Origin of the sequence: Streptomyces sp. NPDC056738 (assembly GCF_042790435.1) — a bacterium.
Classification (GTDB): domain Bacteria; phylum Actinomycetota; class Actinomycetes; order Streptomycetales; family Streptomycetaceae; genus Streptomyces.
The window spans coordinates 103,896-124,555 of sequence record NZ_JBHTZF010000021.1; the positions used below are offsets into that span (position 1 = coordinate 103,896).

At 70.2% G+C, this 20,660-nt stretch carries 25 protein-coding genes; 15 read left to right on the plus strand and 10 right to left on the minus strand.

Translation table 11 applies throughout. The features are described 5' to 3' along the window. Window positions 1–7 precede the first annotated feature (7 nt). The 4 genes from sufC to ACFRIC_RS37665 are packed head-to-tail and all read left to right on the plus strand — an operon-like array spanning window position 8 to window position 2,928. On the plus strand, window positions 8–781 hold the full coding sequence (gene sufC / locus ACFRIC_RS37650; protein WP_382795924.1) for a Fe-S cluster assembly ATPase SufC: 774 nt from the start codon (window positions 8–10) through the stop codon (window positions 779–781). Further along, a complete protein-coding gene (locus ACFRIC_RS37655; protein WP_382795927.1) occupies window positions 778–2,034 on the plus strand; it encodes a cysteine desulfurase in 1,257 nt (418 codons plus the stop codon). Before sufC ends, ACFRIC_RS37655 begins: the two co-directional genes overlap by 4 nt. A gap of 16 nt (window positions 2,035–2,050) precedes the next feature. Then, complete coding sequence (gene sufU, locus ACFRIC_RS37660; protein ID WP_151470345.1) at window positions 2,051–2,515, plus strand: Fe-S cluster assembly sulfur transfer protein SufU; 465 nt, start codon at window positions 2,051–2,053, stop codon at window positions 2,513–2,515. Between the two features lie 50 nt (window positions 2,516–2,565). Then, a complete protein-coding gene (locus ACFRIC_RS37665; protein WP_382796005.1) occupies window positions 2,566–2,928 on the plus strand; it encodes a metal-sulfur cluster assembly factor in 363 nt (120 codons plus the stop codon). A gap of 119 nt (window positions 2,929–3,047) precedes the next feature. On the opposite strand, the gene ACFRIC_RS37670 is transcribed toward ACFRIC_RS37665, so the two are convergent. Beyond that, window positions 3,048–4,004 carry an AbfB domain-containing protein gene (locus ACFRIC_RS37670; protein WP_382795931.1) on the minus strand — a complete coding sequence of 319 codons (957 nt, stop codon included), beginning with the start codon at window positions 4,002–4,004 and terminating at the stop codon, window positions 3,048–3,050. A gap of 553 nt (window positions 4,005–4,557) precedes the next feature. Between ACFRIC_RS37670 and ACFRIC_RS37675 the strand changes: the two genes are divergently transcribed. After that, on the plus strand, window positions 4,558–4,923 hold the full coding sequence (locus ACFRIC_RS37675; RefSeq protein WP_382795934.1) for a VOC family protein: 366 nt from the start codon (window positions 4,558–4,560) through the stop codon (window positions 4,921–4,923). Here ACFRIC_RS37675 and ACFRIC_RS37680 read toward each other — a convergent pair. Next, on the minus strand, window positions 4,912–6,072 hold the full coding sequence (locus tag ACFRIC_RS37680) for a hypothetical protein (protein WP_382795937.1): 1,161 nt from the start codon (window positions 6,070–6,072) through the stop codon (window positions 4,912–4,914). The two genes, ACFRIC_RS37675 and ACFRIC_RS37680, sit on opposite strands and share 12 nt — an antisense overlap. 182 nt (window positions 6,073–6,254) lie before the next feature. Here ACFRIC_RS37680 and ACFRIC_RS37685 point away from each other — a divergent pair, with 182 nt between their 5' ends. From ACFRIC_RS37685 to ACFRIC_RS37700, 4 genes are all read left to right on the plus strand, one after another. Then, window positions 6,255–6,575, plus strand: a complete 321-nt coding sequence (locus ACFRIC_RS37685) for a DMT family transporter (RefSeq protein ID WP_382795939.1) — start codon at window positions 6,255–6,257, stop codon at window positions 6,573–6,575. A 34-nt stretch (window positions 6,576–6,609) separates the two neighbouring features. Then, window positions 6,610–7,179 (plus strand): TetR/AcrR family transcriptional regulator, encoded by a 570-nt coding sequence (locus tag ACFRIC_RS37690; RefSeq protein WP_382795941.1) that lies wholly within the window; start codon window positions 6,610–6,612, stop codon window positions 7,177–7,179. A gap of 73 nt (window positions 7,180–7,252) precedes the next feature. Further along, a complete protein-coding gene (gene dapD, locus ACFRIC_RS37695) occupies window positions 7,253–8,242 on the plus strand; it encodes a 2,3,4,5-tetrahydropyridine-2,6-dicarboxylate N-succinyltransferase (RefSeq protein ID WP_382795944.1) in 990 nt (329 codons plus the stop codon). Between the two features lie 282 nt (window positions 8,243–8,524). Then, the gene (locus ACFRIC_RS37700) at window positions 8,525–8,791 is read left to right on the plus strand and encodes a DUF6959 family protein (RefSeq protein ID WP_382795947.1); all 267 of its coding nucleotides are present in this window, start codon (window positions 8,525–8,527) and stop codon (window positions 8,789–8,791) included. Window positions 8,792–8,893: 102 nt separating this feature from the next. Here ACFRIC_RS37700 and ACFRIC_RS37705 read toward each other — a convergent pair whose 3' ends face one another. Then, window positions 8,894–9,187 (minus strand): hypothetical protein, encoded by a 294-nt coding sequence (locus ACFRIC_RS37705; protein WP_382795950.1) that lies wholly within the window; start codon window positions 9,185–9,187, stop codon window positions 8,894–8,896. A gap of 365 nt (window positions 9,188–9,552) precedes the next feature. Continuing rightward, window positions 9,553–10,122, minus strand: a complete 570-nt coding sequence (locus tag ACFRIC_RS37710; protein WP_382795952.1) for a DUF4232 domain-containing protein — start codon at window positions 10,120–10,122, stop codon at window positions 9,553–9,555. 1,012 nt (window positions 10,123–11,134) lie between these two features. Between ACFRIC_RS37710 and ACFRIC_RS37715 the strand changes: the two genes are divergently transcribed. Next, on the plus strand, window positions 11,135–11,944 hold the full coding sequence (locus tag ACFRIC_RS37715) for a hypothetical protein (protein WP_382795954.1): 810 nt from the start codon (window positions 11,135–11,137) through the stop codon (window positions 11,942–11,944). Window positions 11,945–12,102: 158 nt separating this feature from the next. Here ACFRIC_RS37715 and ACFRIC_RS37720 read toward each other — a convergent pair whose 3' ends face one another. The 4 genes from ACFRIC_RS37720 to ACFRIC_RS37735 all read right to left on the minus strand — a co-directional run bounded on the left by ACFRIC_RS37720 (window position 12,103) and on the right by ACFRIC_RS37735 (window position 14,188). Further along, window positions 12,103–12,312: a hypothetical protein gene (locus ACFRIC_RS37720; protein WP_382795957.1), complete on the minus strand. Its 210-nt coding sequence runs from the start codon at window positions 12,310–12,312 to the stop codon at window positions 12,103–12,105. A 365-nt stretch (window positions 12,313–12,677) separates the two neighbouring features. Next, window positions 12,678–13,094, minus strand: a complete 417-nt coding sequence (locus ACFRIC_RS37725) for a DUF6234 family protein (RefSeq protein ID WP_382795960.1) — start codon at window positions 13,092–13,094, stop codon at window positions 12,678–12,680. A 171-nt stretch (window positions 13,095–13,265) separates the two neighbouring features. Beyond that, window positions 13,266–13,574 carry a hypothetical protein gene (locus ACFRIC_RS37730; RefSeq protein WP_382795963.1) on the minus strand — a complete coding sequence of 103 codons (309 nt, stop codon included), beginning with the start codon at window positions 13,572–13,574 and terminating at the stop codon, window positions 13,266–13,268. Window positions 13,575–13,711: 137 nt separating this feature from the next. After that, the gene (locus ACFRIC_RS37735) at window positions 13,712–14,188 is read right to left on the minus strand and encodes a MarR family winged helix-turn-helix transcriptional regulator (protein WP_382796008.1); all 477 of its coding nucleotides are present in this window, start codon (window positions 14,186–14,188) and stop codon (window positions 13,712–13,714) included. A 159-nt stretch (window positions 14,189–14,347) separates the two neighbouring features. Here ACFRIC_RS37735 and ACFRIC_RS37740 point away from each other — a divergent pair, with 159 nt between their 5' ends. Beyond that, window positions 14,348–15,853, plus strand: coding sequence for an MFS transporter (locus tag ACFRIC_RS37740; protein ID WP_382795966.1), 1,506 nt, complete (start codon window positions 14,348–14,350; stop codon window positions 15,851–15,853). 109 nt (window positions 15,854–15,962) lie between these two features. Here ACFRIC_RS37740 and ACFRIC_RS37745 read toward each other — a convergent pair whose 3' ends face one another. Next, window positions 15,963–16,460, minus strand: coding sequence for a hypothetical protein (locus ACFRIC_RS37745; protein ID WP_382795968.1), 498 nt, complete (start codon window positions 16,458–16,460; stop codon window positions 15,963–15,965). 137 nt (window positions 16,461–16,597) lie between these two features. Between ACFRIC_RS37745 and ACFRIC_RS37750 the strand changes: the two genes are divergently transcribed. Further along, window positions 16,598–17,167 carry a SigE family RNA polymerase sigma factor gene (locus tag ACFRIC_RS37750; protein WP_382795971.1) on the plus strand — a complete coding sequence of 190 codons (570 nt, stop codon included), beginning with the start codon at window positions 16,598–16,600 and terminating at the stop codon, window positions 17,165–17,167. Further along, on the plus strand, window positions 17,164–18,402 hold the full coding sequence (locus ACFRIC_RS37755; RefSeq protein WP_382795974.1) for a WD40 repeat domain-containing protein: 1,239 nt from the start codon (window positions 17,164–17,166) through the stop codon (window positions 18,400–18,402). Before ACFRIC_RS37750 ends, ACFRIC_RS37755 begins: the two co-directional genes overlap by 4 nt. A gap of 56 nt (window positions 18,403–18,458) precedes the next feature. On the opposite strand, the gene dapA is transcribed toward ACFRIC_RS37755, so the two are convergent. Continuing rightward, window positions 18,459–19,442, minus strand: coding sequence for a 4-hydroxy-tetrahydrodipicolinate synthase (dapA, locus tag ACFRIC_RS37760; protein ID WP_382795977.1), 984 nt, complete (start codon window positions 19,440–19,442; stop codon window positions 18,459–18,461). A 171-nt stretch (window positions 19,443–19,613) separates the two neighbouring features. On the opposite strand from dapA, the gene ACFRIC_RS37765 reads away from it, so the two are divergent. Both ACFRIC_RS37765 and ACFRIC_RS37770 read left to right on the plus strand, forming a co-directional pair. Next, complete coding sequence (locus ACFRIC_RS37765) at window positions 19,614–19,757, plus strand: hypothetical protein (protein WP_382795979.1); 144 nt, start codon at window positions 19,614–19,616, stop codon at window positions 19,755–19,757. After that, complete coding sequence (locus tag ACFRIC_RS37770; RefSeq protein WP_382795982.1) at window positions 19,754–20,521, plus strand: hypothetical protein; 768 nt, start codon at window positions 19,754–19,756, stop codon at window positions 20,519–20,521. The genes ACFRIC_RS37765 and ACFRIC_RS37770 overlap by 4 nt, the downstream gene beginning before the upstream one ends. Window positions 20,522–20,660 lie beyond the last annotated feature (139 nt).

Genomic DNA, 20,660 nt, shown 5'->3' on the forward strand with positions numbered 1-20,660 from the left:
GCAATCCATGGCAACGCTTGAAATCCACGACCTGCACGTCACCGTCGAGGCCGACAACGCCACGAAGGAGATCCTCAAGGGCGTCGACCTGACCGTGAAGCAGGGCGAGACGCACGCCATCATGGGCCCCAACGGCTCCGGCAAGTCGACCCTCGCCTACTCGCTCGCGGGCCACCCGAAGTACACGATCACCGGCGGCACCGTCACCCTCGACGGCGAGGACGTCCTGGAGATGTCCGTCGACGAGCGCGCCCGCGCCGGCCTGTTCCTCGCGATGCAGTACCCGGTCGAGATCCCCGGCGTCTCGGTCTCCAACTTCCTGCGCACCTCCGCCACCGCCGTCCGCGGCGAGGCCCCCAAGCTGCGCACCTGGGTGAAGGAGGTCAAGGAGACCATGGAGCGCCTCTCCATGGACCCCTCCTTCGCCGAGCGCAACGTCAACGAGGGCTTCTCCGGCGGTGAGAAGAAGCGCCACGAGATCCTTCAGCTCGAGCTGCTCAAGCCGAAGATCGCGGTCCTCGACGAGACCGACTCCGGTCTGGACGTCGACGCCCTGCGCATCGTCTCCGAGGGCGTCAACCGCGTCCGCGAGACCGGCGAGGTGGGCACCCTGCTCATCACGCACTACACGCGCATCCTGCGCTACATCAAGCCCGACTTCGTCCACGTCTTCTCCGGCGGCCGCATCGTCGAGTCCGGCGGCGCCGAGCTCGCCGACAAGCTGGAGAACGAGGGTTACGAGTCGTACGCACTCGACGCGAAGGGTGGCGTATCCGCGTGACGCAGCTGCCGGGCCTCCTCGACACCGAGGCGATCCGCAAGGACTTCCCCATCCTGGATCGCCAGATCCACGACGGTAAGAAGCTGGTGTACCTGGACAACGCGGCGACCTCGCAGAAGCCGCGCCAGGTCCTGGACGCCCTGAACGAGTACTACGAGCGCTACAACGCCAACGTCCACCGCGGTGTGCATGTGCTCGCCGAGGAGGCCACGGCACTGTACGAAGGCGCGCGGGACAAGGTCGCCGCCTTCATCAACGCGCCGAGCCGCGACGAGGTGATCTTCACCAAGAACGCCTCCGAGTCGCTCAACCTCGTGGCCAACATGCTCGGTTGGGCCGATGAGCCCTACCGCGTGGACCACGAGACCGAGATCGTCATCACCGAGATGGAGCACCACTCCAACATCGTTCCGTGGCAGCTCCTGTCGCAGCGCACGGGTGCGAAGCTGAAGTGGTTCGGCCTCACCGACGACGGCCGTCTCGACCTGTCGAACATCGACGAGATCATCACGGAGAAGACGAAGATCGTCTCCTTCGTGCTGGTGTCGAACATCCTGGGCACCGTGAACCCGGTCGAGGCGATAGTGCGCCGCGCCCAGGAGGTCGGCGCCCTGGTCCTGATCGACGCGTCCCAGGCCGCGCCGCACATGCCGCTCGACGTGCAGGCCCTCCAGGCCGACTTCGTGGCCTTCACCGGCCACAAGATGTGCGGTCCGACGGGTATCGGCGTCCTGTGGGGCCGCCAGGAACTCCTGGAGGACCTCCCGCCGTTCCTCGGCGGCGGCGAGATGATCGAGACCGTGTCGATGCACTCGTCGACGTACGCTCCGGCGCCGCACAAGTTCGAGGCGGGCACCCCGCCGATCGCCCAGGCGGTCGGCCTCGGCGCGGCGATCGACTACCTGTCCTCGATCGGCATGGACAAGATCCTCGCCCACGAGCACGCGCTCACCGAGTACGCGGTGAAGCGGCTCGCGGAGGTCCCCGACCTCAGGATCATCGGCCCCACCACGGCCGAGGACCGCGGCGCGGCGATCTCGTTCACGCTCGGCGACATCCACCCGCACGACGTGGGCCAGGTTCTCGACGAGCAGGGCATCGCGGTCCGGGTCGGCCACCACTGCGCCCGTCCGGTCTGCCTGCGCTACGGAATTCCTGCGACCACGCGAGCGTCGTTCTATCTGTATTCCACGCCGTCGGAGATCGACGCTCTGGTCGACGGCCTGGAGCACGTACGGAACTTCTTCGGCTGAGGGGCTGGCTGGGAACGTGAAGCTGGATTCGATGTACCAGGAAGTCATCCTGGACCACTACAAGCACCCGCACGGGCGCGGTCTGAGGGACGGCGACGCCGAGGTGCACCACGTCAACCCCACGTGCGGTGACGAGATCACCCTGCGGGTGAAGTACGACGGCGAGCGGATCGAGGACATCTCGTACGAGGGTCAGGGCTGCTCGATCAGCCAGGCCTCGGCCTCCGTACTGAACGACCTCCTGGTCGGCAAGGACGTGTCCGACGCGCAGAAGATCCAGGAGACCTTCCTGGAACTGATGCAGTCCAAGGGCCGGATCGAGCCCGACGACGCGATGGAGGAGGTGCTGGAGGACGCGGTCGCGTTCGCCGGTGTCTCCAAGTACCCGGCCCGGGTCAAGTGCGCCCTCCTGAGCTGGATGGCGTGGAAGGACGCGACGGCCCAGGCTCTGGGCGAGAGCGCCGAGAGGAAGACGGCATGAGCGAGAACACTGTGACATCGGACGAGACCGCTGTGACCTCGGACGAGTCCGTGGTCGCGGAGGCCGCGGCCACCGCGGCACCGGGTACGAGCCTGACGGCGAAGCCGGCGTCGGAGGAAGAGGTCCGTGAGGCTCTCTACGATGTCGTCGATCCCGAGCTGGGCATCGACGTCGTCAACCTCGGCCTCATCTACGGCATTCACATCGACGACGCGAACATCGCGACGATCGACATGACGCTGACGTCCGCGGCCTGCCCGCTCACCGACGTCATCGAGGACCAGGCCAAGTCCGCCACGGACGGCCTCGTCAACGAACTGCGCATCAACTGGGTCTGGATGCCGCCGTGGGGCCCGGACAAGATCACGGACGACGGTCGCGAGCAGCTTCGCGCGCTCGGCTTCAACGTCTGATCTCTTCGCTCCGGGGCCTCGGCTCCCGAGCGGCACGGGGCGGCACCTTCGGGTGCCGCCCCGTCGCGTTTCCCCGCTGAGTGTCCGGTGCCCGGGCCGGGGGCCCACCGGCGTCGGTCTCAGGCCCAGCCCCGCACCAGACGGAACGCCGAGTCCTCCCCGTAGAGCCTGTCGCGCTCGTAACGCCCGAGGACGAGTTGGAAGTTGCGGTGCCGCAGGAAACGGCCCGGGTAGTTGACCGCCTCCAGCATGACGGCGCCCGAGCGGGAGGAGGCCCGGGGACAGAACGTGGCGTCCTCCCGGAAGAGGGCGGAGCCGTCGTCGCGGTCGGAGCGCAGGACGAAGTCGCGGTGGCGCAGGTAGGAGCCGTCGACGGTGGCGAAGGAGTAGCAGGACGACTTCGCCAGCCCGGGCACCACCTGGAAGCTGGCGGCCCGCCGGGTCGCCGCCGAACTGCTCGAGTTCACCGGGTCGAGACGGACCTGACCGTCGCTCAGATGCCAGTACCGGTCCGGGTAGTTGACCGCCTCGACGGACTTCAGCCCCGAGGCCGGGCGGGGCGCGGTGGCGGTGCCGGACGCGCCGGGCGTCCTTCCCGTGCCGGGCGACCCCCCGGAACTCCCGTCCGAGGGCCCCGGTGACGCGGAGGAGCTCGAACCGGAGTCCGGGGAGGCGGAGCGTGAAGTCCCCGCCGAGGACAGCGCGTTCTTGCCCGCGGGAGCGGTGGTCGTTCCCCCCGGGGCCGGGGCGCCGAGCAGGAAGGGGTTCGTCGTGTCGGACACGGTCCTGTTCCGCGCCCCGTTCGACGAGGCGTCGGAGGACGCCGCCTGTACGGAGACCACGGCTATGGCGGCGACGGTGACGGTGACCGCGAGCCCCGCGGCCAGCCACAGCCGGCGCATGCCCGGCAGCTTCTCCTCGTCCTCCGCCCGGACCGCCTCCCAAGGGGCCCGGGGCACGGGCACGAGATCGGCTGACACCGGGTAGGGCGTGCCGTGCGCGGTGGGGCGCCAGGGCACGATCTCCCTGGAGGGGACTGACCCGTCGGAACCGGATCCGGGCGGCACTTCAGGCATGCGCGTTCCTAGAGGGGGAGGGCGAGCGCGAGGGGTGAAGCGGGGGTGCGGAGGGCGCGGCACACGAGGCGGGGCGGTCATGGAGACCCGGTGTGCGGCTGGTGAAACAGTAGTGGAGCCGGTGACTACCGAGCGGTCGTTTCCCGTGGCCGTGCAGGTATTTACGTGCGGCTCTTTTCGGGCAATCGCCTACAGAGGATGGGGAGTTGGGCCAGGTCGGCGCCCCCCGGGCGAGGTGCGAGGGCCGCGGGTCGCGGGGCGAGGGCGGCGAGCTGAGGGGTGAGGGGCGGTCGGACGGGAGCGGCCGCGGCGGAGCGGCCTGCCGGGTGTGGACACCACGTTCGTCGAGGCAGGGTTCGTCGGCGCACAGTTCGTCGGTGCAGGGTTCGGCGGAGCAAAGTTCGTCGGTGGAAGGTTCGAGGGGGCAGGGGGCAGGGGGCGTCGGCGCAGGGTCGTCGCCACAGGGTTCCTCGCCGGGGAGCGTCCCCGCGGTGGAGGGGGTCACCGGTGTGCCTGATGGCCGGGCCTTCGTCGCCGGGGGAGACTGCCGTTCATGGCTGTCTCCCTGTACCAACTGGTCATCGACGCCCACGACCTGCCGGCGCTCGCCCGCTTCTGGTGCCAAGTCCTCGACTGGCGCGTCCTGTTCGAGGAGGACGACGAGATCGTCATCGGCTCCGACGCGCACGCGCTCCCGGGAATCTGCTTCGTGCCGGTCGGCGAGCGCAAGACCGTCAAGAACCGGCTGCACATCGATCTCACGCCGGACGACCGGGCCGCCGAGGTCGAGCGCATCCTCGCCCTCGGGGCGCGCCGGGTCGACGTGGGACAGGGCGAGGACGTCACCTGGACCGTCCTCGCCGACCCCGAGGGCAACGAGTTCTGCGTGCTGCGGCCGAAGAAGTCGCTACTCGACTGAGCCGGGCGTCCCGGGCCCGCCGGGCGTCCCGGGCGCGCCGGGTGTCCCGGGCCCGCCGGGCGCCTCCGTCACGGCGGACGCGCGGAACAGCACGTCCGCGAGGCCTTCCCGGCGGATGCGCTGGTCGATGTACAGCAGGCTGGTCACGAGCGGCATGAACACCAGGGAGAAGAGCTGGACGAAGACGCCCGCGATCGTCGAGAACACCAGGGAGCGCCCCATGCCGGGCAGCATCCGCGCGTAGATCTCGGTCACGCTCACGGGTTCCTGCGCCGAGGACAGGTCGTACGGCTGCGGGGTCGGCGCCGCGAACCGGAACGGCACGTCGATCACGATGGAGACGACGAACGTGATCACGCCGCCCAGCAGCAGGATGCCGAACGTACGCCACCAAGTGCCGCGGACCAGGCGCGCCGACCGGCGCATCGCCGTCACGGGGCCCGCGCCCTCCAGCACGGCGGCGGCCGGGGCGAAGCTGAACCGGACGAACAGCCAGACCATCAGCGGCACGGAGAGCAGCAGGAGCAGGAAGGCGATGCCGAGCGGGACGAACGGCTCGCCGTTCACGACCGCGGCCGCCATCATCGCGAAGATCATCATCATGAACAGCGCGACCGGAATCGCGATGAGCAGACCCATCAGCAGCGTCACCCCGAGCACGGACGGGGTGCGCGACCAGGCACGCTTCCACACCGCGCCGACGCGGGCCCGGCGCCCGAGCACGGCGTCGTGCAGCGTCGCCGCGGTCGAGGCCTGGATGAAGGCACTGGCCACCAGCGAGACCACCATGCTCACCAGCCACGCGGCGCCGAACGCGATCAGGACGGTGCGCAGGTCGGTCCATTCGATGGACCGGGGCGCGACGGTCATCCGGTCGAGCTGACTCTTCGTCGAGCGGTAGGCCGCGTACTCGAGACCCAAGGTCAGGGACGCCAGGACCACGATGCTCGCGAAGGTCAGCCCGAACAGCGGCTTCGCGTACCGGCGCATGGTGCCGAAGGCGCCGCCGAGGATGTGGTCCACGCCGAGCGGGGCCAGCGGGATCACACCCGGCTTGGGCGGTGGCGGAGGCAGCCAGCCCCAGCCGCCCGGGGCACCCCAGTACGGCCCCGACGGCCCTGACGGTCCCCACCCTGAACTGTCCGACATGCCCCTCGCGCTCCACGTGTTGTTGGGAATCTGTTCGACTCCGGCCCCCTTGTGATCGCGAACGATAGCTGCTGGGGCGCATGGTGCCCACGGCATATACGGGATCCATACACCTGACGCGACGGACACTTGATGCGTACACCTGTACACATCCGGTGCGGTCCATGTGTACAGTCGTACGCATGGGATACGTGCTGCTCGCCGGCGCCATCGCGGCGGAGGTCGGGGCGACGACCGCGATGAAGTACACCGAGGGCTTCAGCAGGCTGTGGCCGTCCCTGGCGACCGTCCTCGGGTACGTCGTCGCCTTCGCGCTGCTGGCGCAGACCCTCAAGACCGTGTCGGTCGGTACGGCGTACGCGATCTGGGCCGGCGTCGGCACCGCCGCCATCGCCGTGATCGGCACGCTGTTCCTCGGCGAGGGACTCACGCCCGCGAAGGCCGGCGGGATCGTGCTGATCATCGGCGGGGTCGTCCTGCTGAACCTGGGCGGGGCGCACTGATGGCCGGGGCGGGCACGGCGGACGGCCCCCGCTGATGGCGCGGCGGTACGACCCCGAGCGGCGGCAGCGGATCATCGACGCGGCGATCCGTGTCGTCGGCGCCCAGGGCATCGCCGGGCTCAGCCACCGCTCCGTCGCGGCCGAGGCCGATGTGCCGCTCGGCTCCACGACGTACCACTTCAAGACCCTCGACGAACTCATGGTCGCCGCCCTGCGCCAGGCGAACGAGGGCTTCGCCAAGGTCCTCGCCGCGCGCGGCACCCTGGAGGACACCCGCGCCGACCTCGCCGCCGAACTCGCCGGACTGATCGGCGAATGGCTGGCCGGCGACCGCACCGGTGTGGAGCTGGAGTACGAGCTGTACCTCGCCGCCCTGCGCCGACCCGCGCTGCGCCCGGTGGCCGCCGAGTGGATCGACAGCCTCGTCGGCCCCCTGAGCCTCCGCACGGACCCGGTCACCGCGCGGGCCCTCGTCGCCCTGCTCGACGGGATCTGCCTCCAGGTGCTGCTGACCGGTACGTCCTACGACGAGGAGTACGCGCGGGAGGTGTTGGCGCGGGTCCTGCGGAGCGGAGAGGGGGCCGGCGAGGGGCCGGGGCGGTGACCGGACGCCCGCTCACCGAGACGCCCCGCGTACCGGTTCGCCCGCGCGGCCCCCCTCAAGTTAGGTTGCACTCATGACCGACACGACTGCTTCTCGTACCACCGGCGCCGTCGCCGCCGGGCTCGCCACCCTCACCGCCGACGGCACTGTTCTCGACACGTGGTTCCCCGCCCCCGAACTGTCCGCCGAGCCCGGCCCGGCCGGCACCGAGCGGCTGTCCGCCGAGCGGGCCGTGGAACTCCTCGGCGAGGGAGCCGCGCAGGCCGTCGGCCCGGACGCCCGCCGCGGCGTCGAGGTGGTCGCGGTCCGTACGGTCATCGCCTCGCTGGACGACAAGCCGCTCGACGCGCACGACGCGTACCTGCGCCTGCACCTCCTCTCGCACCGCCTGGTCAAGCCGCACGGCCAGAACCTGGACGGCGTGTTCGGGCTGCTCGCCAACGTCGCCTGGACCTCGCTCGGTCCGGTCGCCGTCGACGACGTCGAGAAGGTCCGGCTGAACGCGCGCGCCGCGGGCCTGCACCTCCAGGTGACCTCCATCGACAAGTTCCCGCGCATGACGGACTACGTCGCGCCCAAGGGCGTCCGCATCGCCGACGCCGACCGGGTCCGCCTCGGCGCGCACCTCGCCGAGGGCACGACCGTCATGCACGAGGGCTTCGTGAACTTCAACGCGGGCACGCTCGGCACCTCCATGGTCGAGGGCCGCATCTCGGCCGGTGTCGTCGTCGGCAACGGCTCGGACATCGGCGGCGGCGCGTCCACCATGGGAACCCTCTCGGGCGGCGGCAACGTCCGCATCACCATCGGCGAGCGCTGCCTCGTCGGCGCGGAGGCGGGCGTCGGCATCGCTCTCGGCGACGAGTGCGTGGTCGAGGCCGGGCTGTACGTCACCGCCGGCACGCGGGTGACGATGCCCGACGGCGAGATCGTCAAGGCCCGTGACCTGTCCGGCGCTTCGAACATCCTGTTCCGCCGCAACTCGGTCACCGGCACGGTCGAGGCCCGCCCGAACAACGCGGTCTGGGGCGGCCTGAACGAGATCCTGCACAGCCACAACTGACCTTCGGCGGCCGTGACCTGCGGCCTCCTAGTCGATCACCGCTCTGACCTGCCGCTGAGCTGTCGGCAGTCGTCGACGTCGGTCACCATCGAGCGCCCTTCCACGGCCCCAGGACGGCCCGGGAGGGCGCTCGTGCGTTGAGGAAGACATGGGCCTTGTCAAGCGGTCCTGTGGCTCCCATAGCGCCGTCGCAGTGCTGCGGGCCGAGCCTGGGCGATTGCTCAAGGCCACCTACGTCCACCGTCGTTGATGTCAGACAGTGACGTCAGGTTGGATGGCCTGATGGAGCGTATAGAAGCCGAGCTGTTCACAGACGGTGGCAACGGCGCTGTGGTTCGCATGCCTGGCAGAAGATTTCCGGGGGTCCTGGTGCAAGGCGACTCCCTTCACATCCTCCGCAGCGAGGCAGCCGAGGTGGCGGAAGCATGTGAGCGAGGCGACCTGGATGGAGCTCGGGACTCCGCCGGCCTCCTCCTGGAGAACCTGGACGCTCTTCTGGTGCGGTACGAGGCAGCGTTGCGCGAGCACGAGATTCCGCGGCCGTACTGACCTGTCGGGCTATCAGCTTGGGAAGCCGAGGGCATTTGCGGCGAGTTCAGGGGCTGAGCTGGACGAATACCTGGGGTGATGGCTCGTCCGTCTCGGCCGCATTCACCGTGACTCCCCGCTGTTTCCCGCTCCATCTGGTGCGCCAGTGGTGCGGCCCTCGGCCACGGGCTCGATGACGTCGGCCCATACGCGGTCGGTCCACGGGTTGTCCTCCACACCCAGGCGTGTTGCGACAACGTCATCGAGGAAGTGCGCCCGGGCGATCTCCACCGTGTCGTCGGGCCACCACAGCGAGTCGCACTCAGTGCACAACCAGAAGCAGGACCCATCGGCTTTGAAGCGGTACTGATGGACCCAGTCCTGCTCACAGCGTGGACAGACGCGCTTGACCGACATGACCAGAAGGTACCTCGGCATGAAGCGCACGCTTTCCAACTGTGTTGATGGGGTCTTGGGCCGCGTTCGGGGACGTTCACCTGCGGTCATGCGCGGCTGGTCGGCTTGGGGGAGTGGACCTGTGGTCTCGTCTGAACGTCCGTGAACGGTCTGGGTTGTCCTGTGCCACTGGATCTCGACCGTTTGCCATCGGACTTCGACGGACGCGAGTTTGTGTCATCGGAGTTTGATCACCGCAGGTCAGCGACTCAGCGCACCGAAGGTACATTGAGTCGCTGACCTGCACTTATGTGCAGTTCCTCGTAAACGTGTAGGTCAGAGCCTTGCGATCGTCATGCAGGCTGCGCGATGTGTGGGGACGGGGGTCAGGAAGGCTTGACCGCCGAGACCGGGGTGACGGTCACCTTGTTGTCGCACTCGGCCCACCACCCGTCGTTCAGGGCGACCTGGTGCTTCCCGGAGTGCGGCAGCCCGATGACCATCGTCGGATACGCCGCCGGGGTCTTGCCCGACACGCAGTAGCCGTCGCCCTCCCCCTGGACCTGGACGAAGGTCAGCTTCACCCACGCCTTGCCGTGCGGCCGGACCGTCACGGTGGCCGCCCTGCCGGTGGGGGTGACCTTGAGCGGGGTGTTGTGGGCGGGGGAGCCGTTGCCGGCGCCCGCGACCGTCGGATGGCCCTTCAGGACGCACGTCTTCCGGGAGACGTTGGTGAACTGCACGACCGCCGCCCCGGTCCCGGTCCCGACGGGCGGGTGGGCGGCCTGCCGGGCGCTGACCTGGAGGGCGGAGGCCGAGCAGGCGGGCGGCGGGGTAGAGGTGGTGGTGCTGGCCGCCATGGCGGTGCCGGGCAGGATGCCGGTCACCGCCGCCGCGACGGCCGTGACCGCCGTCGTCGCCAGAGCCGCCCTGCGAATGCCGTTGCTGTGACGCATGTTGTCCCCCTGAGTCGTCTCGTCCGCGGGTTTCGGTCGTCGGTTGTTGCCCCGCGGTACGCGTGGTCGTGGTGCGTGAGTGCAGATAGGGCGGGAGAGCGGCAGGGTTCCGTGCGGCGACTTCTCGTGACAGAACGGTGACGACAGGCTGCACCCGTGCAGATGACCGTTGCTGACTGTCGTGCAGCCTGATCTCCAAGCCATGCCACGCGACTTGGCTGTTGGTTCGAGGTAGCGGCGGGTTATCCGGGCGCGGGCGGCAAGGTCGTCGCCGATGCCTTCCTCTTCGCCCGGCTGGCGGATCAGCTGCGATTTTGGGTCGCCCAGGAGGACACGCACTTGGGTGCCAGCCGTTGCCTTCTCTGCGAGCTGGTCGGGGAGGTCAGGGTGATTGTCGAAGAGGAACAGCTCCGCGTATACGAGGATTTCGACTGATCCTTCGCCCCTCGATCAGCGACGACCACAGGGAAGCTGGAACGGCGCCGCGCTGCGGGTAGTACGTGACCAACTCGGAAGTGCTGGCGGTCTCGGCCAGCTTCTCCACTGTCGGCCGGAGATAGACCTCATCGACGCCTAGAAAGGCTGCGGCCTTCCAGCGGTGGCCACGGTGTGGGGTGCGGTTCCTAGTGATCCACCGCTCGACGCTCTTCGGGCCCACTCCGACGTGATCAGCAGTGGACTGAACGGTCTCGCCCTTCCCCGAAATGGCCGCTCGCAGACGCTCGTTCGCCATGAAGTGTCCTCTCGGTGGGACGTAGGGACGTTTTGGCGATATCTCAGACGTCCCTAAACGTCGAGACCCAGGCCGGCCCGGGAGGGCGCTCGTGCGTCGAGGGAGACGGCCGCCTTGAACGTGCCGACCCCACCCGGGCACTCGTCCGTCGGGCGGTCGGCCTGGCGTTGCGGATCTTGGCCTTGCCCCGCCGGGAAACGGGTTCCCGCCGGGTGGGAACCCGTGTAACGTCACGCTCTTCGCCCGGCGCACGGTGCGGAGTCCCGGTAGGTAGCCGCCATGCTCGATCAGTCTGTCCCCGACCCGTACACGATGTGGCGGAGCGCCCTCGCCGAGGTGGACCGGATCTTCGCCTCCCCTCCGGAGCTCGACCGGCCGGTGGCGGGGTGCACCCATTGCTTCACGGAAGCGGAACTGCGCGTCCTCGGCGGTGATCCGCGGGATGTGCCGGATGACGTCCTCGAAGGCTTCATATGCAAGGTCGTCGATCACTGGGACGCGGACCAGTACCGGGTCCTGTGGCGCCGCCTCATGCCGCGCGCCTTGCGGCACTGGGGCCCGGAAGGCCATGGTGCCGACCCGGCCCGTGAGCTGAGCGGTCTCGGCCGCTACGGGGCCGACCTGATCGGCTGGCCGGCCGCCGAGCGCACCGCGGTCGAGCAGGCGTTCCGGGCACTGCTCGCCCTCGCCCTCACCGACGGCCGGTCCCCGGAGGACATCAGCGACCTCGTGGAAGGCGTCGCCCACGCCACGGGCGGCCTGGAGCCATGGCTGGACCACATCGCCGGCCTCTCCGGCCCCGCCGCGGACGCCGGCCTCGTCCGACTGTCACTGGGCTGGGGGACGGCCTTCCTGTGGGAGGAGTTCAATTTCGTGTGGTGGTACGACGGCGACCCTCGAACCGTCGCCGACTGGCTGCTCACGCAGCGACCCCGTATCGCGTCCTTCGCGGCACGCAACCCACGCTGCAAGAACGCCACCGACGCACTCATCGCGATCTCCTGCCTCCAGGAAGGTGACTGGAGCCCGTGGCTCTATCCCTACGGCCCGCACCCGCGCCCCCACCTCCCCCTGACCGCGGGGAGGTGACGCCCGTCCGGCGCCGTGGACGTCAGCGGCCTTCTGATCCGTAGCCCCGGCCAGTGCGGTCAGCGACGGTCAATTCGATCGCACCGAGGCCTTGGTGGGACGGCAAGAGGCTCGGTCGGTTGCTGCACGTCCCACCACCGCACAGCGCACGTGCCCCGTCAGGCCGGCGTGCACTTCTTCTTCACCGCGCCGTAGAAGTCGTCGGCGAACTCGTCCTCGGACATGGCCGAGGCGAACGAGGGGACGTGGATGGGGTGTTGTGGGTCGTGCGCTCGGTAAGCGGCGCAGTATTCCCGCTGCTGCTTCTTGGTGCTCTCGTACCAGGCCGCTTCCCCCGGCGACCTGGTGTGCGCCGGCTTGGGCCCCATCTGCGCACACCCTGCGAGCAGGGCAGCCAGGGCCAGAGCCAGGACGGCTGTCGAAACGCGTCTCACACAGTCTCCCGGTGATGAAGGCGAAGGTCGGCGGGGCGGCTTCGGGCTGGAGCGGCTTCGGGGCGAGTGATCACGACCCCTTGAGCTTCCGGCGAGTCGGGCAGTACGTGAACTTGCCTGCTGTAGACCGACGTTGGAGCCATGATCTTAGAGGGCCGCCCAGGGCGCCTGCCGAACACCCTGCAGCCGACCGCCCCAGCCCGCAGGCGGCGTCTGCCAGTTCACGCGCAGTCCTATGCGAACTGGGCCGCTCCGGAAGTTGCTGAATGAGACGGATACCGAGACGGCGGCACACGGTCTCAGCCACGGCCCTCGCAACTGGCCGCTGACGGCACGTCGTGGCACAACTGAGCCTGGTGAGACTGGACTTCACTTCCGCCCAAGAAGATGGTGAAGATCAAGACGGCCATAGCAGCTTGGGTGGCAACCGTCACGACGGCGTCAACCCAGGCGGCTGTCACGGCCGCCGCGATGGCGAGGACTCCGACTCCGCCGGCGGCGACCAGATAGCCCCACAAGGGATCGTTCGCGACGGTCTTCTCCGGGTCGAGATTGAAGCCGGACAGGAACCAGAGTCCGAAGATCACCGCCAGGGCGATCAGTTCCAAGAGCACGAGACCGCAGCCGGCTGCGATGTCGGCACCCCGGTCCACACGGCGCCGCTGTCTGGAGCCGGTGGTGGCATCGAAGGCTGGAGGGGCGACGGGTAATTCCATAGGCGCCACCTTGCCCACGCGCGTAAGGCGGAGCATGAGTACGGGTACTCAGTTCCGCACCTGATGGGTCCCGCGATCCACCAGGCACTTCCCATCCCGTAGCTCAAAGCGAAGTCCGAGTCCGGTCGTGGTCGGGTGCTGTGGTTGCGGTACTTCGCTGCGGTACTGCCGTCACGGCCCGTGCAGCTCGGTCTCCCAACGCTCGAACGGTGGCTCCACTCGGTAGCTCGGATCGCAGTACGAGCGGACCCATTGCGCGGCACGGTACTGGGCGTCCCCTTCGTTCAGGACTTCTCCGTTTTCGTCCACCTGCAGGACATTGGCGAAGATCGCAAAGACCTGCTCCAACGGAGAGCCGAACGCCATGAGCTGAGGCCGGTAGTCGATGCCCTCCAGGAGATCCACGTCGAGGGTGCCATTCGCGATGTAGAAGGCGAAGAAGCGCAGTGCGGCGCGTACGTCTACAGAAAGGTGATCCACGGGGACATCATCTGTTGGGCTTGGGCTTGGGCTTGGGCTTGGGCTTGGGAGGGATTGGAGCCTCATCCCTATCAGGTCGATCACAGGGGCCTACCAGCGTCAGCCAACCGCCGGCCGGGTGGCCTGGAGTGAGTCGGTCAGGGAGTTCGGCCGGGAGGGGTGTGGCGGGAGCGTGCTGTGGCCGCGTCCTGTTCTGTCAGGTGGTCGTCCATCGTGGTGTTCAGGGTGGTCATGAACGCTTCGACCTGTTCCAGGAACCGGGGCGGGTAGGGCGACATCGCGGCGTCGAGGCGGTGGGCGAGGGGGCCGAAGAACTCGTCCGCCCGTTCCTGGATGTGCCCGCCGCTGCGCAGCGTGACGATGCGCCGGTCGGAGTGCTCGCGGGCCCGCGTGATGTGCCCCGCCGCTTCGAGGCGGTTCAGCAGCGCGGTGGTGGCGCCCGTGGACAGGGAGATCCGCTCGCTCAACCGCGCCGGTGACAGGGGAGTGCCGCGCTCCTCGGCGGCGGCGATCTCCAGGACCGCGGTCGCGTCCGTGGAGTGCAGGCCCAGCCAGGCGGCGAAGCGCCGGCTGAGCTCGGCGTAGTGGCCGCCGTAGATCCTCAGCGACTCCATCAGCCGTTCACGCTGCTCCGCGACACCGTCACGCACTGCTTCCTCCACGCCTCCGCCCTTCCCTCCTGTCACGCGGTCCGCACGGCCGTCCCGCTTTGACAACCTACCGTCACCACTTTACCTTCATCATGGAATTACTTCACCATGGAGGTATCTGGCGTGCGTGACCCGTCCCCCACTCCCGACGAGACGACCGAGCCCTACCGCCGACGGTGGCTGATCCTGGCGGTGATGATCGTCGCGGAGATCATGGATCTCCTGGACGCCTCGATCGTCAACGTCGCCGGGCCGGACCTGGAGCAGTCCCTCGGCGCCGGTTCCGTCGGACTGCAGTGGGTGATCGGCGGCTACGCCCTCACCCTGGGCGCCGGTCTGGTGCTCGGCGGGCGGCTCGGCGACCGCTACGGCCGGCGCCGGATGTTCCTGGCTGGACTCGCGGCCTTCACCGCGGCCTCGCTGCTGTGCGCGGTCGCGCCGGACATCGGGTCGCTGATCGCCTTCCGCCTGCTGCAGGGCGTCGCCGGAGCGATGCTGCTGCCCCAAGGCCTGGGCCTGCTGCGGGAGAACTTCTCCGGGCCCGAACTCACCAAGGTCTTCGCGATCTTCGGACCCGTCCTCGGCCTCGGCGGCATCGTCGGCCCGGTCCTGGGCGGCTTCCTCATCGAGGGCGACTTCCTCGGCCTGGGCTGGCGGTCGGTGTTCCTGGTCAACCTGCCCATCGGCATCGCGGCACTGATCGTCGCCGCGAGGTTCGTGCCCAGGAGAGCGGGCGACCGCACGGTACGGGTCGACATGACCGGCGCCGCCCTGGTCGTGATCTCCTGCGCTCTGCTGGTGCTGCCGCTGAACCAGGGGCAGGAGGACGGCTGGCCGCTGTGGACGTGGCTGTCCATGGCCGCCTCGGTGACCGGGTTCGCCCTCTTCGCCCTTCAGCAGCGCCGCACGGCCGCCGCGGGCCGCGAGCCGCTGGTGACCCCGGGCCTGCTGCGCAAGCCGGCCTTCACCGTCGGGCTCGGCGGCATCGCCCTGTTCTTCGGCGGGCTCATCGGCACCCAGCTCGTGCTGACCCTGTTCCTCCAGATCGGCCGGCACTTCACCGCCGGTGAGGCGGGACTGGGCAACCTGCCGCTCGCGGTGGGAACCGCGATCGGCGGCGCGGTCAGCGGCGCGTTCCTCGCGGACAGGATCGGCCGCAAGGTGCTGCAGATCGGACCGCTGGTCCAGCTCGTCGGCGCGGCCGTGCTGTGGTTCGAGCTCGACGGCCTCGATGCCGCCGCGTTCTCGGTGGGGGACATCGTTCCCGGCGTGGCGGTGGCGGGCGTCGGCGCCGGCATGGTGATCGCCGCGCTGTTCGGCTTCATCCTGGCCGCGGTCGACGACGACGAGATCGGATCCGCCTCCGGCGTCCTGTCGGCGGTCCAGGCGGTCGGCGGTTCCATCGGCGTCGCGGTCTTCGGCTCGGTGTTCTTCGCCCGGGCCAGGACCGGTGACTTCACCGGCGGCTTCCACCGCGCGCTGATCGTCCAGGCGTGCCTGCTGGTGGTCTTTCTCGCGATCACCTTCCTGCTGCCCAGGAAGGGCCGCCCCGAAGACGAGCAGCACGGCATCACAGCCGAGCCGGCGACCGCCGACGGCCCCGGCGCCGAGCGGCACCTCACCGTGTGAGCCCCGTCCAGGGACCGTGCACTACAAGCGGCCCCGGCCGACCGGAACGGACCCCGCACCGGACCCGCCGGCGCACGGCCCGCCGGCGCACGGCCCGGCGCCGGTGGTCTCACAGCCCGGACGCGAACTCCCTCAGTGCCTCGAAGTCCGGTTCGCTCAGGCCGACGCGGGGGTTCACATGGTGCAGGAGGGCCGGGGCCGGGTGGTGGGCGGTCACGAACCGTTCGTCGGGCGGGGTCTGTTCGTCGTCGACCCAGGCGAACGGGCGGCCCGCGGCGTAGGACACGATGCGTTCCGTCTTCCAGTGGACGCCGTCGGGGCGCTCGGTGAACAGGGCGCCGGTGAAGTCGACCCAGGGCAGTTCGGGCAGGCCGATCACCGGGGCGATCCAGCGGTTCGCCGCGTCCATCCACGTGGTGGCCCAGCACAGCTCGTAGCCGAGGGCGAGAAGGGTGTGGCCGTGGCCGGGGTGGAGCCAGACCCGCAGCGGCCGGCCGGGGTGCAGCGCCACGCGGATCGTCGTGTACCCGGCGGGCCGCCGTTCCGCGGGTGCCGCGTACGGATTCAGCGGGCCGTCCACGTCGAGGAACAGCAGCGGTCGGCTCATCCGGTCACCGTAGAGGACGCGGGCGGCGGGGGCGGGCGTGATTTTCTCGTCCCGGAGACATAGCGGGGGGTGGCGGCGCGCGTCACCAGGGTCACAGGGGTGGGTCACAAGGGGCCACCGGGGACGAGAAGGTGACGATGGATGCCGAAGCGGATGAGACCTTCCGGGACTTCGTGGCGAACAGGTCGTCCGCGCTGCTGAAGACGGCGGTGCTCCTCAGCGGGGGAGACCGGCACGCAGCCGAGGACCTGCTGCAGAACGCGCTGATCAAGGTGGCGGGCCGCTGGAACCGGATCGACGAACCCGAGGCGTACGTACGGCGGATCCTGTACCGGCAGCAGGTGAGCCGCTGGCGGCTGAAGTGGCCGCGACGGGAGCTGAGCGTCGCCGAACCGCCCGAGACGTCCGGCCCCGCGACTCCCGCCACGGACGCCTCGGCGGCAGCCGAACTGCGGATCGTCATGCGGGGTGCGCTGGCCCGGCTCACCGCGCGGCAGCGCACGGTGCTCGTCCTGCGCTACTTCGAGGACCTGCCCGAGGCCGACGTGGCGCGGCTCCTCGGCTGCTCCGTCGGAACCGTGCGCTCCACGACCCATCGCTCGCTCGCCCGGCTGCGGACGCTCGCCCCCGAACTGGCCGCGCTCGGCCCGGGAAACGAACCGCAGCCGCCGGCCCGTGACTTCTCGCCCGTGGAGGTACACCGGTGAACGTCGAAGAACTTCTGCGCGACACGTTCCGGGAGCAGGCCGAGGACGACCAGCGCACGCCGCCGGGATTCGCCGACCGCGTGTTCGCCGTCCGCCGGCGCCGACGGACCCGGCGCCTGGCATCGGTCGCTGTCGCCGCGGCCGCGGTGCTCACCGCCCTGATCGCGGTGCCGGGCCTGGACCCCGGCAGGCAGGACGTACGGCCCTCGGGCACGGTGGACCCCACACCGGCCGCCACGCACCCGACGCCCTCGGCGCACCCGGCACAGTCACCGGTGCGCTCGCTGGTCGCGGCCGGGAGGACGGTGCTGGCCGCGTACTACACCCAGAAGACCGTTTGGCAGAGCGCCCACGACGGCGTCCGCAGAGGCACCGCTGTGCGCACCTACTGGCTGCTCGACCCGAAGTCCGGCCACTACGAGAAGGACACCAGGTGGTCGTGGGTCGCCGTGGCCCCCGGGCTGCGGACCGCCGCCGTACTGGAGCGGAAGCTGCCCGCACACCGGATCGGGCTGCTCGACCTCGGGAGCGGCAAGGTCGAGCGCTGGATCCCGGTCGACCACCCGGTGGGCGGGCTGGAGTTCTCGCACGACGGCACGAGGCTCCTCGCGACGACGTACAGCGCGAATCCCGACAAGCGCATCAAGATGGACGACATCGACAGGATTCCCGTGTCGCTGAAGCCCTCCCGTACCGGCTTCTATGTCTTCGACGTGTTGTCGGGGAAGGGCTCCTGGGCCGACGTGGGGGTGCAACGGGACGACCAGGGCAACGAGCTCAACCTTCGCCAGGACTTCGAGTTCTGCCGCGACGGGAGGACCGTCACCGGCCTGCAGTCGATCAACCACGGCGATCGCTTCTACGACGTGTCCGGCCGGGAGGTGAGCGCACCCCCCGAAGAGCGCTACCGCACCTGGTTCGTCGAGGCCGGCCTGTCGCCCGACGGCACCAAGATGGCCGGGGACTTCGCGGGCGAGAAGTGGTACACCTCCTCCTGGATCCTCGACGCGCGCACCGGCAAGCACCTGGCCGAGATCCACGGCCAGCAGCTCCTCGCCTGGGTCGACGACAAGTCCCTGATCGCCTGGGACATCGCCAAGGGCGAGAAGAACGAGTTCCACAGTCGGCTGGTGCTGGTCACCATCGGCAGTGACAAGGAGGTGCCGCTCAGCGGCTTCCTCAAGGGCACCGACGGATCGGCGGGGCGCTGGGAACCCCTCTTCGCCGAGCGCTGAGCCCACGCCGGTGGTCCGCTCCGACGGGGGCCTGTCCGACACCCGTCCGACACGCCCTAGGCCACGGCGACATCGTCCGTGACCCGGGCGAGCACCGCCCGCAGCCCGTCGGCCGTCTCCCGGTCGGCGGGCCGCAGCGGTGCCCGGACCGGGCCCGCCGGCAGCCCGAGCGCGGCCAGCAGCGCCTTCGCGGTGACCGTGCCCGGCAGGCCGGCCGCCATCATCGCCTCGATCAGCGGCAGGGCCCGCCGCATCAGCCCGGCCGCCGCCGCCGTGTCGCCGCCGTCGAACGCGTCGAGCACGGCCCGCATCAGGCCCGGCACGACGTTCGCCACCGCGCTGACGTACCCGGCCGCGCCGATCGCGTACAGCACGAGGACGTACTCGTCGCAGCCCGCGTAGTACGCCAACTCCGTTTCGGCCAAAACCTTTTGGGTGCCGAGCAGGTCGTACGCGCAGTCCTTCACGGCCACGATCCGCGGATGCCCCGCGAGCCGGATCATCGTCTCCGGCTCGATCCGTGTCCCGGTGCGCCCCGGGATGTCGTACAGCATGAGCGGCAGCCCCGAGGCGTCCGCGATCTCCCGGAAGTGCGCCTCGACCGCGTCCTGCGGAGGCCTGCTGTAGTACGGCGCGACAACCAGCAGCCCGTCCGCTCCGGCCTTTTCGGCCGCCGCGGCCAGTTCCACGGTGTGCCGGGTGTCGGCCGTCCCGACCCCCGCGACGATGGACACGTCGTCGCCCACGGCCTCCCGCACCGCCCGCACCAGCGTCTCCTTCTCGGCGTCCGACGTGGTCGGCGACTCACCCGTCGTCCCGGACAGCACCAGCCCGTCGCAGCCCTCGGCCACCAGCCGGGCGGCGAGCCGCCGCGCCCCGTCGACGTCCAGCTCGCCCGCCCGGGTGAACGGCGTGACCATCGCGCATAGGGCGCGGCCGAAGGGGGCGGCGGGCCGGGCCGGGTGCGGGGCGGCGGAGAGGGGCCTGCCGGCCGGGGCGGCGGAGGCGGCGGTCGCGGGAGCGGTCCTCGGAGCGGTCATGAACGTAGTGTCGGCCACTCCATTGTGAAGCTCCACTTAAATCTTCTACGAGATGTCGTCAACGAGTGCTACATAGTTCGGGTGCGGGGATGAGCGAGGCACTGGTGCCAAACCGGGGCGTCATGGGTCACCATGACCTGAACGGCATTCGTCGGTACCGCGGGAGGCGTCATGAGGCTCGGCAAGGCACTCGCCACCGGAGTGGCGGAGGAACAGGTTCGCACCCACGAGGAGGCCTCGGGGATCGCCGAACTCCCCGACCTGGTCGAGGAGTCGGAGGCGGCCCCGGTCGAAGAGGTTCCGGCCGGACGATGAGGCTGCGGCTCCCCGAGGAACGCCCGACGGAGCCGCCGACCGGATACAAGATCGCCCACCCGGTGCTGTCGCAGGACGGCACCCGGGCCGGGTTCACCGGCGTATCGCTGGGCGGCGCGCTGCCGTACGGAGTACTGGACGACGCGCGCTGTGTCTACGGACGGCGGCACCGCGCCCCGCACCGCCGCTGCGACTGCGGCTTCCACTGCGTGCACGAGTCCGCCGTCGCCGAGGCGATGCTGTGCACCGCCGAACACCGGGCCGCCGTGCTCCTGGAAGTCTCCGTCCTCGGCGCCTACATCCGCTTCGAGCGGGGATTCCGCTACGCCCGCCAACGCGTCCGCGGCGCCACCGTCGGCCCCTGCGGCTGCGGCGCACCGGCCGCGGCGCTGGCGGACGCGGGCTGGGGACGTCCGGGCTGGCGCGCCCTGAGTGCCGCGTGCGCGGGCTGCGTGCGCGGTCGTACGTCGCTCTCGCTCGCCTCCTTCGCGCGGCTGGCCGGTGAGGGTCTGCGGGTCCGGGTCGGCGGCGCTGCCGTGGCCGGCGTCGAAGGTTCCGGGGGAGTCGCGGCCGGTCCCGGGGGCGTCCTGGCCGGCCCCGGAGGCGTCCTGGCCGGCCCCGGGGGTGCGGCGGTCTGCCTCGCGGGCGCCGCGGCCGGTCTCGGGGTGCCCGAGCTGGTCGCGGAGGCCGCTCTCCTCCAGGCCCGACTCGACTGGTTCCAGAGCCAGTTGGGCCGGTTGCAGGGCGAGGGGACCCAGGGGTAGCGCGAGCCGGGCCGGGTAGTCGAAGGACCGGAGGGGAACGACGCGGCGGCCGGCCCCGCCCCCCGGCCCCCCGCCCCGTCGGGGCCCCCCCCCCCGCACCCCCACCGACGCGCCCCGCGGGGTGCCGGGCCCGCGGAGC